The organism is Amycolatopsis rubida, from assembly GCF_900115345.1.
In the GTDB taxonomy this organism is placed as follows: Bacteria; Actinomycetota; Actinomycetes; order Mycobacteriales; family Pseudonocardiaceae; genus Amycolatopsis; species Amycolatopsis rubida.
Genome location: NZ_FOWC01000011.1, coordinates 152,748 through 165,942, shown reverse-complemented (window position 1 = coordinate 165,942; position 13,195 = coordinate 152,748). Strand labels below are relative to the sequence as shown.

Below are 13,195 nucleotides of genomic sequence, written 5' to 3'. Positions count from 1 at the left end.
CGCCGTCGCTGGTGAAGCTCACGCAAGACCGGGTGCCGTGGTTTGTGGCCGTCATGGTGATTACCGGGCTGCTGAAGGTTTTCAGTGCGGTGATCGGCGTCAGTCTGACGCGGCCGGTGGCTCAGCCGCACGATGGTGTTCTGCGGCGATTCTGCTGGCCTGGCACGGCGGGCTGTTCGTCGTGCAGGGCGTGCTGGTCAAAACCGGAGTGGTGGCCGTCGATCCAGCGCTGTCCGACCTGGCCGGCTGGTACCTCTACTTGTGGGGGCCGTGGTTCATCGCTGGTGGTTTGGCGTTCGCCGGGGCTGCTCATCGCTGTACCTCCGGCACCGCGATGAGCAGCGCACGCTGACGCGCTACGGCGTCGTGGGCGCACTCACGAGCACCGCTCCCACCATCTGCCGCACCGCTTCCCCGCTAGGCGCTGCCCCCGTACGATCAGCGAACAGCAGATGTCCCGCCCCGATCAGCGTCGGAGCCAGCGTCTGCACGTCCGCATCCGGCGCGATCCGGCCAAGTTTTTGTTCCGCGGCAAGGTAACCCGCCAGCACGTGTGCCGCGTCCGTCGCCAGCGGGATCCCCGGACCCGGCCGCGCCGCGCGAAGCCGGTGCCGCAGTTCGTCGCGGAAGGTGATCAGGGCGACGATCGACACCGCGACCGGCGAGAAGACCTCGGTGAGCATCTCGGCCACCGTTTCGACCAGGTCGCCGGTCCCCGCGCGCAAGCCTTCCGCGTGTGCTTCTAGGCGATGGATCCGGTCGAGCACCAATGCGGCGAGGAACGCGTCGAAATCCTCGAAATGCCGGTGCAGCACGCCTTTCGCGCAATCCGCCTCGGCGGTGACGGCGCGGCTGGTGAGTCCGCTCGGGCCTTCGCGCAGCAAAACCCGTTCCGCGGCGTCGAAAAGCTGAGCGCGGACGTCGCGGAGATGGATCCCGGTGGGCAACTCGACGGTCCTTCCTAGCCATAGTGGGCACTTGCCCACTATAGTGGGCACATGCCCACTTTACCCCGTCCCGAACCGCATCAGCACCGGACCATGGCGGAGTCGTTCGGCGTCGATCCCGAGCGCTACGACCGGGCCCGCCCGCGTTACCCGGACGAACTGGTGACCGCTGTCCTGGAGGCCAGCCCGGGCAACGAACTTCTCAACGTCGGCTGCGGCACCGGCATCGAAGGGCGGCAATTCCGCACCCGCGGCGCCGCCGTGCTCGGCGTCGAGCCGGACGCGCGGATGGCGGAGTTCGCCCGGCGCGATTTCCCGGTCGAGGTCGCGAAATTCGAGGATTGGGACCCGGCCGGGCGGACGTTCGACGCCCTCGTGTCCGGGCAGGCGTGGCACTGGGTCGACCCGGCCGCGGGAGCCGCGAAGGCCGCGCAGGTGCTCCGCCCTGGCGGCCGGTTCGTCGCGTTCTGGCACGTGTTCATGCCGCCGGAAGAAATTTCGCACGCGCTGGCGGACGCGCTGCGCCGGGCGATGCCGGACTCGCCGTTCAGCGGCAACTACCTGAAAAGCCCCAGCGCCGATGCCTACCAGCCGATGCTCGACAAAGCCGCGGCGGGCTTGGCCGGGACGGGCGCGTTCGCCGAAGCGGAGAACTGGCGCTACGACTGGACCCAGGAGTACAGCCGCGACGAGTGGCTGGACCTGCTCGCCACCCAGGGCGGCGTCACCGTGGCGACGCCGGAGCAGCGCGATCAGGTGCTGGCCGAGGTCGGTGCCGCGATCGACGCGCGCGGCGGCCACCTGACGACGAAGTACTCGACCGCCGCGGTGACCGCCGTTCGCTTGTCTTCTTGAGGCGTTGTCACTCCTCCAGCGAAAGCGCTTGGCTCGGGCAGATGTTCACGGCCTCGCGCGCCTTCTCGACCAGCTCGCCGTCCGGAGTGTCGTTGAGGACGATGACCGTGCCGTCGTCCTCGCTCTGGTCGAACAGCGCGGGCTCGGTGAGCACGCACTGGCCGGCGCCGACGCACTTGCCGGTGTCCGCGATGATCTTCATGATGGCCTCTTCCTGGCTTGTGGTGGGAGCACTCTGATCTCTACCAGGTCACTGGCAACTGGTACAGGCCGAAGATCGTGGCGTCCTTCTTCACCGGCAGCTCGTCGGCCGGGAGCGTGCACGTGAGCGTCGGGACGCGGCGGAACAGCGTGTCGAACACGATCTGCAGTTCCATCCGCGCCAGGTTCTGGCCGAGGCACTGGTGCGGCCCGAACCCGAACGCGACGTGGTGGCGCGCACCGCGTTCGAGATCGAGCTTTTCCGGGCTCTCGAACACGTCCGGGTCCCAGTTCGCGGCGTAGCCCAGCACGAGCACGCCCTCGCCCGCCTTGATCGTGACGCCGCCGATCTCCACGTCCTCGGTCGCGACCCGCGCGGTCGCGCCTTCGACAATCGTGAAGTAGCGCAACAGTTCCTCGACCGCGAGCAGCGTCTTGCCCGGATCGGCCTCGATCGTCGCGCGCTGCCCAGGGTTCTCCAGCAGCCCGATGGTGCCGAGCGAGATCATGTTCGCGGTGGTCTCGTGCCCGGCGACCAGCAGCAGGAACGCCAGCCCGATCATCGCGTCGTGGTCGTACTTGCCTTCCTCGCGGCGCTTGACGATCTGCCTGCCGAGCAGGTCGTCGGCCGGGTCCTTCTCCTTCGCCGCGACCAGGCCGCTGAGGTACTCGCGCAGTTCTTCGGACGCCTTCTTGCGGTCCTCGATGCTGGTGCTGCGCCGGATGAGCGCCATGGTGCGCTCTTGGAAGTAGTCGTGGTCGGCGTACGGGACGCCGAGCAGCTCGCAGATCACCAGCGACGGCACCGGCAGCGACAGCTTTTCCACCAGGTCCGCCGGTTTCGGCCCGGCGAGCAGTTCGTCGATCAGGCCGTCGACGATCTCCTGGATCCGCGGCCGCATCGCCTCGACCCGCTTCACGGTGAACTCGCCGAGCACCTCCCGGCGGGCCTCGCCGTGCTCGGGCGCGTCCATCCCGATCATGGCTTTCTGCCTGGTGTTGGTGAGGATCGCGGCCCCGCCCTCGGCCAGGAACGGGAAATTGGGCAGGAACCGGTCGGAGGAGAACCGGCGGTCGCCGAGGATCTGCCGGGCTTCCTCGTGCCGCGCGGCCACCCAGGCCTGTTTGCCGCCGGGGATCTGCACGCGGGTGAGCGCGCTCTCCTCGCGCATCCGGACGTACTGCTCCGGCTGCGCGAACGGGCAGGTGCGGGCGACCGGCATGCGGAGTTCTTCAGTGGCAGTCATCGTTTCCCCTTCACCAGGTCACCGGGAGGCAGTACAGCCCGAAGACGCCGGAGTCGTGTTTGAACGGCAACTGGTCGACCGGCGCGGCGAGACGCAGCGTCGGAATACGGCGGAACAGCGTGTCGAACACGATCTGCAGTTCCATCCGCGCGAGGTTCTGGCCGAGGCACTGGTGCGCGCCGAAGCCGAACGCGACGTGGTGGCGGCCGCCGCGGGTGATGTCGAGCTGCTCGGGCTCGGGGAAGACGTCGGGGTCGAAGTTGGCCGCGTAGCTCAGGCCGAGCACGCCTTCGCCCGCCTTGATGGTGACGCCCGCGATGTCCACGTCTTCGACGGCGACGCGGGTGGTGGCGAATTCCGCGATGGTGAAGTAGCGCAGCAATTCCTCGACGGCGTCGAGGGTTTTGCCCGGATCCTGCTTGATGGCGGCGAGCGCGGCCGGGTTCTCCAGCAGTGCGACGGTGCCGAGCGAAATCATGTTCGCGGTGGTCTCGTGCCCGGCGATGAGCAGCAGGAAGGCCAGCGACACGAGGTCGTCGTGGTCGTAGTCGCCCTCCTCGCGCTTCTTCGCGATCTGCCTGCTGAGCAGATCGTCCGCCGGGGCGGTTTCCTTCGTTGAAACCAGGTCGGACAGGTAGTTCTGCATAGCTTCGACCGACTTGCCGCGTTCCTCGAAGCCGGTTTCCCGGTTGAGGAGCCGCGAGCTGTGCTGCTGGAAGAAGTCGTGGTCGGCGTACGGGACGCCGAGCTGCTCGCAGATCACCAGCGACGGCACCGGAAGCGAAAGCGCGGACACCAGGTCGGCGGGCTTGTCCCCGGCCAGCATCGCGTCGATGTGCTGGTCCACGATCTCCTGGATGCGCGGCTGCAACGCCTTCATCCGCTTGACGGTGAACTCGCCGACGACGCTGCGCCGGGCCGGGCCGTGTTCCGGCGCGTCCATCGCGATCAGCGACGGGCGCAGCCTCGGACGGCGCTGCTGGCCGTCCTTGAACAGGACCGGGAAGCCGGGGTTGAAGCGGTCCGAACTGAATCGCGGGTCGTTCAGCATCGCCCGCAGGTCCTCGTGCCGGTTGAGCACCCAGGCGCGCTGGCCGGTGTGCTCAAGTTCGACGTAGTGCGCGCGAGCGTCGCGGAACCGGTCGTAGCCCGGCGGCGGCGCGAACGGGCAGGTGCGCTTCATCGGGAATGCGGCCTGCTCAGGCTGGGTGCGGCTGGGCTGGGCGACTTCGGTCATCTGAACCCCCTGTGGTGGGTTTGCCCCGTTACGGAATGAATGTGGAGGATTACATTCCGGTTCACTGCCCAAGGTACCGAAGTGGAGGATCGTCGTCCACTAGCAACGGGGTGACAATTGCTGTCCAGTCCCGTTCGCCGCCACGTTTGCGCAGCTGGCCCGGCGTGCGAGAATGCGCGCCAACCGGGAAGAGGGAAGGCCGGGTATGAGTGCAGACCCCGAGACGCCGCTGCGGGCGGACGCGCAACGCAACCGCGACCAGATCATCGCCGCGGCTCGCGTCATCTTCGCCAGCCATGGTCCCGAGGTCCCGATGGAGGAGATCGCGCGCGCGGCAGGCGTCGGCGTAGGCACCCTCTACCGGCGCTTTCCGGACCGCGACGCGCTCATCCGCGCGGTGGCGGTGGACAACTTCGCGGGCGTGCTGGACCACGCCCGGCGGTTGGCGGTAGAAGCACCGACCGCGTGGGAAGCGTTGGTGCAGCTGCTGTACCACGGCGCGGAACTGCAGTTGTCGATGCAACTGTCCATGCTGTCGCAGCGTGCGCACGAAATTCTCAAGGACGACCCCGAAGTGGCTCACCTGCGCGAAGCGGTGCTGCTCGAGGTCGAAGGGCTGGTCGGCCGGGCGCAGGCCGAGGGAACGCTGCGCAAGGACGTGGGCGCGGGCGATGTCGCGGTGCTGTTCGCCCGGCTGATCCGCCAGCTGCCCGCGCACCGGTTGAAATCGCCGGAGATGGCGACGGCCCGCAACATCGCCATCATGATCGACGGCCTGCGCGCCGGTCCCGCCACGACGCTGCCGGGGCGGCCGATCAGCAAAGAAGACTTGCTCTGACCGTTACTTCGGACGCGACGGGCCGTCCGGGGTTGCTCCTGCGGGGGTGATCTCACAACGGGCCATCGTCTTCCGGGCGGGGACGTCTTATCTCGTGAAAGCCGGTGCGGAGGTGCCGGAAAACGCGAGAGGGGACGAATCATGAAGAACATCCGCCGAATTGCCGTTGCTGTCGCAGTCGCCGGAGGCGCTGCCGCGGTTTTCGCCGGGACGGCCGGTGCCACGACCACGGACTCGTCGGCGCTTCCGTGCACGGCGAACCAGTTCAGCACCAAGCTCGTCTACGGCGGGGCCGGCGCGGGCCAGCGCAACGCCGCGATGCAGTTCACCGCGAACGAGGGCGAGCGGTGCGTCTTGTCCGGCCGGGCCGAGGTCAACCTGGTCGGCGCGCACAACGTCCTGGTCAACAACGAAGCGCCGGCCGATGCGCCGCCGGTGCTGATCGCGAACGGTTCGTCGGCCTACGTGCCGCTGCACTGGACCGCGATCGGGTCCGACGACGAGCAGCAGACGCCGAACGCGGTGACCATGACCGCGCCGGCCGGCTCCAACCCGCACGGGGACCCGATCGACCCGAACGTGACGGTGGACTGGACCTTCGGCGCGGTGGACGCCGGAGCCGACAGCCACACCATCGACGTCGGCGCACTGACGGCGGGCGAAGCACCTGCCGCGTAGGGAATTCCTGGTCAGCCGGGCGGGGCTGCGCGGGTGAGCGAATCGAGCACCCGCAGCAGCACCGCCCTGGCGGCGTCGCCCTCGGCCGCGACTGTCCACAGTAGATCCGCGACCTCGTGGTACGGGTCGACGTCGCTCGCGATGTGCTCGCCTTCGGGGGTTTCGACCATCGCGACGTCGTCGACGACCCAGAAGTCCGAGGTGACCGGGTAGGGCACGACGACGTCCGCGGGGATGATGCCGAAGCGGATGTTGGGGGTGCCGAGCAGCGCGAGCAGCTTGTGCACCTGTCCGATCATCACCTCCCGCGGCGCGTTCGGATAGCGCAGCGCGGCCTCGGAGGTGAGCAGTTCGATGGTCCGGCCGGGTTCGTAGAGGATCTGCTGGCGCTGCATCCGCGCCCGGACCGCCTCGGTGAGGTCCTGTCCGCCGCCGTGGATCCGGGCGTGGGCGAGCAGGGTATGCCGCGCGTACTCCGGAGTTTGCAGTAATCCGGAGATAATTCGGAGGTCTACCGCCCGAATTCGTAGCGCTCTGGCCTCTCGGGCAATGGATTCCTCTTGTCTAGCCCGGTGTCCGTCGCGGACCTTGTCCTTCCAGCTGGCGTGCGCGTCGCGGACCTCGACCAGTTGCTCCCGCAGTTGCGCGGCCAGCTCCGGCGGCCCGCCGACGGCGGCGACCCAGGCGTCGAGGTCGTCGTCGCCGACGGTCTGCCTGCCGTTTTCGATCTTGCTGACCTTGGGTGCGTTCCACCCGATGGCCGTGGCGAAATCCTTTCCGGTCTCGTAGCCCGCGTCGACCCGGAGCCGGCGCAGGCGGTCGCCAAGCTCTGCCCGGCGTTTCTCGAAACTGGTAGGCACTCGCCCTCGCTATCGCATGCGGAATTCCTCGAACCCGATGGCATCTTCCCACACCTGGGGTCGAGTTTCGAGAAATCCTGGGCGACTAGTGCGTCTGAATCGCCGGGCTGCCCTTGCCGCGCCTGCGCCTGCCGTCGTGCTCAGGCTTCCTGCGGGAAGAACTTGAGCAGGCCGACGGGGATTTCGACGGCCGTCTCGGTGTCCGGCATGCCGCGTTCGTGCAGTTGCCGCAGCGCCTGCTCGTCGGTGACCCGGTATCCCTGGACGACGTACGTGCCGCGGTTGGTGCGATAAGCGTTGGGGCAGTTGCCGCCCGCGCTGGTGGTGCCGAGGAACTCAAGGGCAAGTGCTTCTTCGGACGGGGCGGGATACGGGGTCATGCGGAGTCCTCCTGACGTGCTGGCGGCGCCTGTACCGGACACGGGGTCGTCGAAATTTCCCCAATGGCACATGTTGGCAGAGAATTTCGCGAAAGGATAGAGGTGTGGTGCGAAATGTTGCGGCCCGCTGATCCTCGTTCAGGCAAGTTCGGCGAGCGTCAGCGTGAGCGCGTCGACGAGGTGGGTGCGGGTGCCTGAGTAAACGTTGATCTGCAGCCCGCCTGCGCCGTCCGGGCTGAGGAAACTGAGCACGCGCCCGCGTCCGGCGAGGTCGATCGCGGACAGCGGGGTGCTGTGCGTCCGGCTGCCGTCCTGCCCGCGGACAGCGGCGTGCATCAGATGCACCGCGTCTCGCCGGGCCCGCATCAGATGCCGCAATTCGTCCGCGCTGGCCGACGATTCGGCGAGCGGATCGGCGGCGGCGCTGTCGTAGTAGTCCCTGGGCACCTTGAGCGGCCGGAGCTTCGCCGGATCGCAGCCAGGCAGCAGATCGACCAGCCTGCCGCCGATGTCGCGCGGGGAAACAGGTTCGAGCTGCACGGACCGGCTGTCGGTCACGAGCCGCACGGCCTCCCGCCCGGCCGCCGCGACGAGAATCGCGCCGTTGTCCCCGCGACGGGCACCGAAATCGCTCCAGGAGTACACCTCGCGCCGTGCCTCGGCGAGGAGTCCGAGCGTGTCGCGCAGCCGCGGACTGGGCGCACCGCTCGCCGCGAGCCCGAACCGGGCCAGCAGCCCGAACGACTGGACCCGGAGTTCGTCCGCGAACTCGTCGGTCATGAACATCGGCGCGTGCTCGACCACGACGGGCGGGTCGCCGAGTTTCTCGTGCCCCCACACGGCGAGAAACGCCAACCGGGGCATCCGAATCGGTCGCTCGAGGATCGGCATCGCGCGGTCCCCTTAGCCGCCGATGGTCGGTGGTGTCGGAGGCAGGCCGGTACGGGGATCTACGGCGCGTTCGCCGTCGTCGTCGGTGAGGGAGAAGGCGGAGTCGGTTTCCAGGCCGTACTTGCGGTGGTGGTCCTTGGAATCTTCGGCCTTGCCGCGGTGGGGGGTCGGTCCGCTTACGCCTGGGGCGCCTCGGGAGCCGGGGGCACCGGTGGTGGTGCGTGCTGGGGTTGTTGCGGGGCGGCCTTCTTCGCCGGCGCCTTTTCCCGCGCCCGGTCTTGACGAGCTGCCCGCGCGGGCTTCGCTATTCCCGCCTGTGCGACCGGTTTCCCCTCGGCTGTTTCGTCCGACATTGCTCGGGTCTCCCCGTCCGCTTTGGGCGGGAAGCCCGCCGGCCGGTCCCGGTGACCACGTGCTGCTGCTCTCGGATCCGTCCGCGCGAGGCGCGCCGATGGGGTGGAGCCAATCCCGGGTCGTCGCTGGGTTCGGCGTCCATCCGGTGGTCGTCGTCTGGTCGCTGGTTCTTGGGTGCGGTGCCGCGCCCGGCGTGGATACGCCGCCTGGCCCGTGCGCCAAGCCGGGCATGGCCGGTCCTGCCGGTCTGTCCGCCGGTGCCGGCGCGCCGTCCCGCGCGTGCGGTTCCTCTGGGCTGCTGGGAGGGCGGTGGGAAATCGCCGTCGGAAGCCGAGCGCTGCGGTCCTTGTTGGGCGGGCCCTGGCCAGGACCGGGCGAGGGGTGCTGGTCGCCGAATCCGTCGATGCCGCCGTAGTCGGATTGCAAGTTCTGGCTGTTCGTCCTGGCGTGCTGAGCGTAGGCCTGGTAGCGGTCGACGTTCTGCTGAGCCACTGCGTTGTATTCGCTGATTTCCTTCTCGGTGTCGGTCTCCCACGGGGAGATCCGGTCGAAGAAGTTCCGGTGCGGAGGGACTGGCGGCAGCTGCTGCAGTGACGACTTCATGGCGTCGAACCCGTGCGCGATATCGGTCAAATTGGAGCCGTTGACACCATAAATCGCCGCGGACGAGGCCGCCGTCTCCGCCAAATTCCTGACGCGGGCCTTCGCGGCCTCCGAGCCCGCGCCGGTCCACGCGGACTCCAGGCCGGAGTTCACCCGGGAGAGCAGGTCGCCGGCCTCGTTGTGCTGGCTGGAGAGTGTCTGAGCCTGACCGGCCCCCACGTGCCAGCTATTCGTTCCCCCGCCGGTCAGGACTTTCTGGATCAGCTCGGGCGCGGGGAGCGCTTCTCGGCCAGGGCCGTCCTGCCAGAGGGACGAGGCGAACTTGCCGAGGTCGTCGATGCGATCGCCGATCCAGTGACCGGCACCCTCGATGATCTCGAAGAAGCCCATCACGCGCCCGCCCGTTGGCGCAGGTTGGTGACGACGATGTCGGCGGCTTGCGCGGCGACCGCGCAAGGATCGGCCTTTCCGGCCTTGCTTTCCCCGAGGGTGATCGACACATCGACGGACAGGTCGTCGGAAGTTCCGAAGCTGACCTGACACGCGCTGTTGAGTCCGATGCCGTCGAAATCGGAGAAGGCGACCGCCGGAAACCCTTGAATCGGCGGGAGCGGCCTCCAGACCTTAACTTTCGGCCGGCTGTTCTGGTAGACGGCGCTGAGTCCCTGATGGTCGTCGGTGACATAACCTACGCGAACGGCGGCACCGGAATCGATATTGCTCCAATCGCAGGTGGGGCCCAGCCCGGAGAGGGTGCGTGCTTTGCCTGCCGGCATGGTGGTGATGATGCGCCCCACCTGCGTTTTGGTCAGCGCGGTCCGGCAGGGGTCTCCGGACAGGACTGACGAGGGCAATGGATGCTCGACCTTGGGTGCGCCGCTGTGCGGCAACGCCGCGGGGGCCGACGGCCCGGTCTCGGGCACGCTGGTCGGTGCTGGCGTCTGTCCGCCGGAACAAGCCGCGGCGAGCGAGGCAAGACCGGCAGCGACAAGCACGGCGGGAAGGCGGCGGGTCATCCTGCGAGTCCCGTCGCCTTGTCGCCGGAGGCAGCGTTTTTCACGGCATTAGCTGCGGCTGCTTCGGAATCCTCAGTGAGATCTAGTGCCTTTTCCAGTTTCTGCACAAGTTCGTCGGCGTAGGCGTACAGGCGGTGAACGTTCGCAACACCTGCGCCGAACGCGCCGTTCGAGGATCCGTCGCCGATCAATTGCGACTGGTAGGCGGTGCTCGCGATGTCATCCGCGGGGGCGACGATCCGCAGCAAGGTCGTCGCAGTCGTTTGCATGTCCCGGAACTGTTGACGGGCCCGCTTGGCCAGGCTGAGCATGCTGCGGGCGTCGTCGCGGCTCATGGTGAAGCCCGGGCCGGGCGGTGCTGCTCCGGTGCCGGTGATGGTGAAGTCCGGCAACCAGTTCGTACCTGCGTCAGCGGCAGGCTGGTCCATGTCCTCGCCCTCCCCACGACACGGCGGACACTTCGCACAACGGTCGGTTCGGTGCCTCACGGCGATATTCACCGTAGCCGACAGAACACGGTAAGTCGTGGGAGTGGAGTGTATTTGCGGGAAATCGCTAGAGGTGGCGAGAAATTGCGCGAATCCGGCCGTTTGATAAGCGAAAAACTGCGATAATATTATCCTGGTAAATGGAGTACGCGGCTTGCTGGGCACAGAGTAGTTCACGGTGGTCCTTTCGGGCTAGTCGCCCACCTTAAGGACGTGAACCCGTTCACCGCGCGTCTTGTCTCAGAAAATAGACAAGGCCAGTCCTCCGGGTGATGGACCGGAGGACGGGCCTTGGCTAACTCGAATGTCAGACGCCCATGGGGTGCCAGACCGTTTTCGCTTCCAGGTACCGCCGAAGGCGGGACAGGTCGGGTTCTGCTGTCCAGTCCGGTTCAGCGTCGGGGACGGACAGGACTCGTTTCACTGTCCCGGCGGCTTCCCGGGCCAGGGTGACACGGTCTCCGGGGGTGGCGCCGGTCGGGTCGAGGGCGTTGACGTCTCCGTGGGAGGCAAGCCATGGGCCCAGTTCCGCGGCGTGGCCGGTGAGGATGTTGGCGACGCCGCCGGGGACGTCGGAGGTGGCCAGGACCTCGGACAGGGTGATGGCGGGCAGGGGGCGGTCCGCGCTGGAGACCAGGACCGCCGTCGAGCCGGTGGCCAGGACGGGGGCCAGTACTGTCACCAGGCCCAGCAGGGAGGACTCTTGCGGGGCCAGGACGCCCACGACGCCGGTGGGCTCGGGCGTGGTGAAGGAGAAGTACGGGCCGGCGACCGGGTTGGCGGCGCCAAGGACCGAGGCGATCTTGTCGGTCCAGCCCGCGTACCAGACCCAGCGGTCGATGGCGGCGTCCACAAGGGACTCGGCCTTTTTCGCGGGGACGCCCTCGCAGGCGGCTACCTCGGCGGCGAACTGGGCGCGGCGGCCCTCCATTACCTCGGCGACGCGGTAGAGCACCTGGCCTCGGTTGTATGCAGTTGCCGACGACCAGCCGGGGAACGCCTTGCGCGCGGCGGACACCGCGTCGCGCAGGTCTTTGCGGGACGCGTGGGCCGCGTTGGCCAGGAAAGCGCCCTGGGAATCGGTGACCGGGTAGACCCGGCCCGATTCCGAGCGCGGGAATTTGCCGCCCAGGTAAAGCTTGTAGGTTTTGGCGACGGAAATCCGGTCAGACATTGAGGTAGGCCTCCAAACCGGTGCGTCCGCCTTCGCGGCCGAAACCGGACTCCTGGTAGCCGCCGAACGGGGCGGCGGGGTCGAAGCGGTTGAACGTGTTGGCCCAGACGACGCCTGCCCGGAGCTGGTTCGCCATCCACAGAATGCGCGAACCCTTCTCGGTCCAGATGCCCGCGGACAACCCGTACGGCGTGTTGTTCGCCTTCGCCACAGCCTCTTCCGGGGTACGGAAGGTGAGGACCGACAGCACCGGTCCGAAGATCTCCTCGCGGGCGATCCGCATCGACTGGTGAACCTCGGAGAACACCGTCGGTGCGAAGAAGAAACCGCGGTCGGGCACCGGGCAGGGGCTGGTCCAGCGTTGTGCGCCTTCCGCGTCGCCGGATTCGACCAGGCCGCGGATCTTCGCCAGTTGCTCGGCCGAGTTGATCGCGCCGAGGTCGGTGTTCTTGTCCAGCGGGTCGCCCAGGCGCAGCGTCGACACCCGGTACCGGAGCTTCTCCAGCACTTCCTCGGCCACCGATTCCTGCACCAGCAGCCGCGAGCCCGCGCAGCAGACGTGGCCCTGGTTGAAGAAGATCCCGTTGACGATCCCCTCCACCGCCTGGTCCAGCGGGGCGTCGTCGAACACGACGTTCGCCGCCTTGCCGCCGAGTTCCAGGGTCAGCTTTTTGCGGGTGCCCGCGACGGTGCGCTGGATCAGCTTGCCGACCTCGGTGGAGCCGGTGAACGCGATCTTGTCGACGTCCGGATGCTCCACAATGGACGCTCCGATGTCACCGGCTCCGGGCAGGATGTTCACCACGCCCGGCGGCAGCTCGGCCTGCTGGCAGATCTCGGCGAACACCAGCGCGGTCAGCGGCGTGGTCTCGGCGGGCTTCAGCACAACGGTGTTGCCGGTGGCCAGCGCCGGCGCGATCTTCCACGCCAGCATCAGCAGCGGGAAGTTCCACGGGATCACCTGGCCCGCGACGCCGAGCGGCTTCGGATCCGGGCCGTAGCCGGCGTAGCCGAGCTTGTCCGCCCAGCCCGCGTGGTAGAAGAAATGCGCGGCCGCGGTGGGCACGTCGGAGTCGCGCGACTCCTTGATCGGTTTCCCGTTGTCCAGCGTCTCCAGCACCGCCAGTTCGCGCGAGCGTTCCTGGATCAGTCGCGCGATGCGGAACAGGTACTTCGCCCGCTCGGCTCCCGGCATTTTCGACCAGACCGACGTGTACGCCTTGCGTGCGGCCTTCACCGCGGTGTCCACATCGGACACCGACGCGGTGCCGACCTCGGCGAGGATCTCCTCGGTGGCCGGGTTGACCGTCTTGAGCGGCTCGCCGGAACCGTCGACGAACTCGCCGTTGACGAACGGCTTGTACTGCTCTTTCAGATTGGCCAGTGCGCGCGATTCCGGCGCGGGCGCGTATTCGAAGATGCCCAT

The 13,195-nt window shown here is 67.9% G+C and carries 16 protein-coding genes; 4 read left to right on the top strand and 12 right to left on the bottom strand.

Translation table 11 applies throughout. The features are described from left to right. The first annotated feature begins 190 nt into the window (after nt 1–190). Nucleotides 191–352, top strand: coding sequence for a hypothetical protein (locus BM362_RS49485; RefSeq protein ID WP_244287366.1), 162 nt, complete (start codon nt 191–193; stop codon nt 350–352). A gap of 4 nt (nt 353–356) precedes the next feature. Here the strand turns inward: BM362_RS49485 and BM362_RS33470 are convergent, their stop codons facing one another. Continuing rightward, nucleotides 357–947, bottom strand: coding sequence for a TetR/AcrR family transcriptional regulator (locus tag BM362_RS33470; protein ID WP_067589622.1), 591 nt, complete (start codon nt 945–947; stop codon nt 357–359). 93 nt (nt 948–1,040) lie between these two features. On the opposite strand from BM362_RS33470, the gene BM362_RS33465 reads away from it, so the two are divergent. Then, nucleotides 1,041–1,802 (top strand): class I SAM-dependent methyltransferase, encoded by a 762-nt coding sequence (locus tag BM362_RS33465; protein WP_198545542.1) that lies wholly within the window; start codon nt 1,041–1,043, stop codon nt 1,800–1,802. Between the two features lie 7 nt (nt 1,803–1,809). On the opposite strand, the gene BM362_RS33460 is transcribed toward BM362_RS33465, so the two are convergent. From BM362_RS33460 to BM362_RS33450, 3 genes are read right to left on the bottom strand one after another with little or no spacing between them, the layout of a single operon-like run. Beyond that, complete coding sequence (locus BM362_RS33460) at nt 1,810–2,004, bottom strand: ferredoxin (RefSeq protein ID WP_037356317.1); 195 nt, start codon at nt 2,002–2,004, stop codon at nt 1,810–1,812. 40 nt (nt 2,005–2,044) lie between these two features. Continuing rightward, a complete protein-coding gene (locus tag BM362_RS33455) occupies nt 2,045–3,250 on the bottom strand; it encodes a cytochrome P450 (RefSeq protein WP_093575895.1) in 1,206 nt (401 codons plus the stop codon). A 10-nt stretch (nt 3,251–3,260) separates the two neighbouring features. After that, on the bottom strand, nt 3,261–4,487 hold the full coding sequence (locus BM362_RS33450) for a cytochrome P450 (protein WP_093575894.1): 1,227 nt from the start codon (nt 4,485–4,487) through the stop codon (nt 3,261–3,263). Between the two features lie 205 nt (nt 4,488–4,692). Between BM362_RS33450 and BM362_RS33445 the strand changes: the two genes are divergently transcribed. Both BM362_RS33445 and BM362_RS33440 read left to right on the top strand, forming a co-directional pair. Continuing rightward, nucleotides 4,693–5,325, top strand: coding sequence for a TetR/AcrR family transcriptional regulator (locus BM362_RS33445; RefSeq protein WP_067589628.1), 633 nt, complete (start codon nt 4,693–4,695; stop codon nt 5,323–5,325). A gap of 141 nt (nt 5,326–5,466) precedes the next feature. After that, nucleotides 5,467–6,003: a DUF4232 domain-containing protein gene (locus BM362_RS33440; RefSeq protein ID WP_067589629.1), complete on the top strand. Its 537-nt coding sequence runs from the start codon at nt 5,467–5,469 to the stop codon at nt 6,001–6,003. Nucleotides 6,004–6,014: 11 nt separating this feature from the next. Here BM362_RS33440 and BM362_RS33435 read toward each other — a convergent pair whose 3' ends face one another. The 8 genes from BM362_RS33435 to BM362_RS33400 form a co-directional block, all read right to left on the bottom strand. Beyond that, nucleotides 6,015–6,863, bottom strand: coding sequence for a helix-turn-helix domain-containing protein (locus BM362_RS33435; protein WP_067589632.1), 849 nt, complete (start codon nt 6,861–6,863; stop codon nt 6,015–6,017). A gap of 140 nt (nt 6,864–7,003) precedes the next feature. Further along, nucleotides 7,004–7,243 (bottom strand): hypothetical protein, encoded by a 240-nt coding sequence (locus BM362_RS33430; RefSeq protein WP_067589635.1) that lies wholly within the window; start codon nt 7,241–7,243, stop codon nt 7,004–7,006. A gap of 138 nt (nt 7,244–7,381) precedes the next feature. Further along, nucleotides 7,382–8,134, bottom strand: a complete 753-nt coding sequence (locus BM362_RS33425; RefSeq protein WP_067589638.1) for an ESX secretion-associated protein EspG — start codon at nt 8,132–8,134, stop codon at nt 7,382–7,384. 12 nt (nt 8,135–8,146) lie between these two features. Next, complete coding sequence (locus tag BM362_RS33420) at nt 8,147–9,484, bottom strand: hypothetical protein (RefSeq protein WP_143132575.1); 1,338 nt, start codon at nt 9,482–9,484, stop codon at nt 8,147–8,149. Continuing rightward, complete coding sequence (locus BM362_RS33415; RefSeq protein ID WP_067589644.1) at nt 9,481–10,107, bottom strand: DUF3558 domain-containing protein; 627 nt, start codon at nt 10,105–10,107, stop codon at nt 9,481–9,483. Before BM362_RS33415 ends, BM362_RS33420 begins: the two co-directional genes overlap by 4 nt. Beyond that, a complete protein-coding gene (locus BM362_RS33410; RefSeq protein WP_067589647.1) occupies nt 10,104–10,535 on the bottom strand; it encodes a hypothetical protein in 432 nt (143 codons plus the stop codon). Before BM362_RS33410 ends, BM362_RS33415 begins: the two co-directional genes overlap by 4 nt. Nucleotides 10,536–10,902: 367 nt before the next feature. Continuing rightward, nucleotides 10,903–11,769, bottom strand: coding sequence for an aldehyde dehydrogenase family protein (locus BM362_RS33405; RefSeq protein ID WP_093575892.1), 867 nt, complete (start codon nt 11,767–11,769; stop codon nt 10,903–10,905). Continuing rightward, on the bottom strand, nt 11,762–13,195 hold the full coding sequence (locus BM362_RS33400; protein ID WP_067589653.1) for an aldehyde dehydrogenase family protein: 1,434 nt from the start codon (nt 13,193–13,195) through the stop codon (nt 11,762–11,764). Before BM362_RS33400 ends, BM362_RS33405 begins: the two co-directional genes overlap by 8 nt.

Excerpts from the sequence above, each read along its gene's own strand:
- BM362_RS33465 (WP_198545542.1), top strand. The coding sequence starts at position 1,041 with ATGGCGGAGTCGTTCGGCGTCGATCCCGAGCGCTACGACCGGGCCCGC.
- BM362_RS33460 (WP_037356317.1), bottom strand. The coding sequence starts at position 2,004 with ATGAAGATCATCGCGGACACCGGCAAGTGCGTCGGCGCCGGCCAGTGC.
- BM362_RS33455 (WP_093575895.1), bottom strand. The coding sequence starts at position 3,250 with ATGACTGCCACTGAAGAACTCCGCATGCCGGTCGCCCGCACCTGCCCG.
- BM362_RS33450 (WP_093575894.1), bottom strand. The coding sequence starts at position 4,487 with ATGACCGAAGTCGCCCAGCCCAGCCGCACCCAGCCTGAGCAGGCCGCA.
- BM362_RS33445 (WP_067589628.1), top strand. The coding sequence starts at position 4,693 with ATGAGTGCAGACCCCGAGACGCCGCTGCGGGCGGACGCGCAACGCAAC.
- BM362_RS33440 (WP_067589629.1), top strand. The coding sequence starts at position 5,467 with ATGAAGAACATCCGCCGAATTGCCGTTGCTGTCGCAGTCGCCGGAGGC.
- BM362_RS33430 (WP_067589635.1), bottom strand. The coding sequence starts at position 7,243 with ATGACCCCGTATCCCGCCCCGTCCGAAGAAGCACTTGCCCTTGAGTTC.
- BM362_RS33425 (WP_067589638.1), bottom strand. The coding sequence starts at position 8,134 with ATGCCGATCCTCGAGCGACCGATTCGGATGCCCCGGTTGGCGTTTCTC.
- BM362_RS33415 (WP_067589644.1), bottom strand. The coding sequence starts at position 10,107 with ATGACCCGCCGCCTTCCCGCCGTGCTTGTCGCTGCCGGTCTTGCCTCG.
- BM362_RS33410 (WP_067589647.1), bottom strand. The coding sequence starts at position 10,535 with ATGGACCAGCCTGCCGCTGACGCAGGTACGAACTGGTTGCCGGACTTC.
- BM362_RS33405 (WP_093575892.1), bottom strand. The coding sequence starts at position 11,769 with ATGTCTGACCGGATTTCCGTCGCCAAAACCTACAAGCTTTACCTGGGC.
- BM362_RS33400 (WP_067589653.1), bottom strand. The coding sequence starts at position 13,195 with ATGGGCATCTTCGAATACGCGCCCGCGCCGGAATCGCGCGCACTGGCC.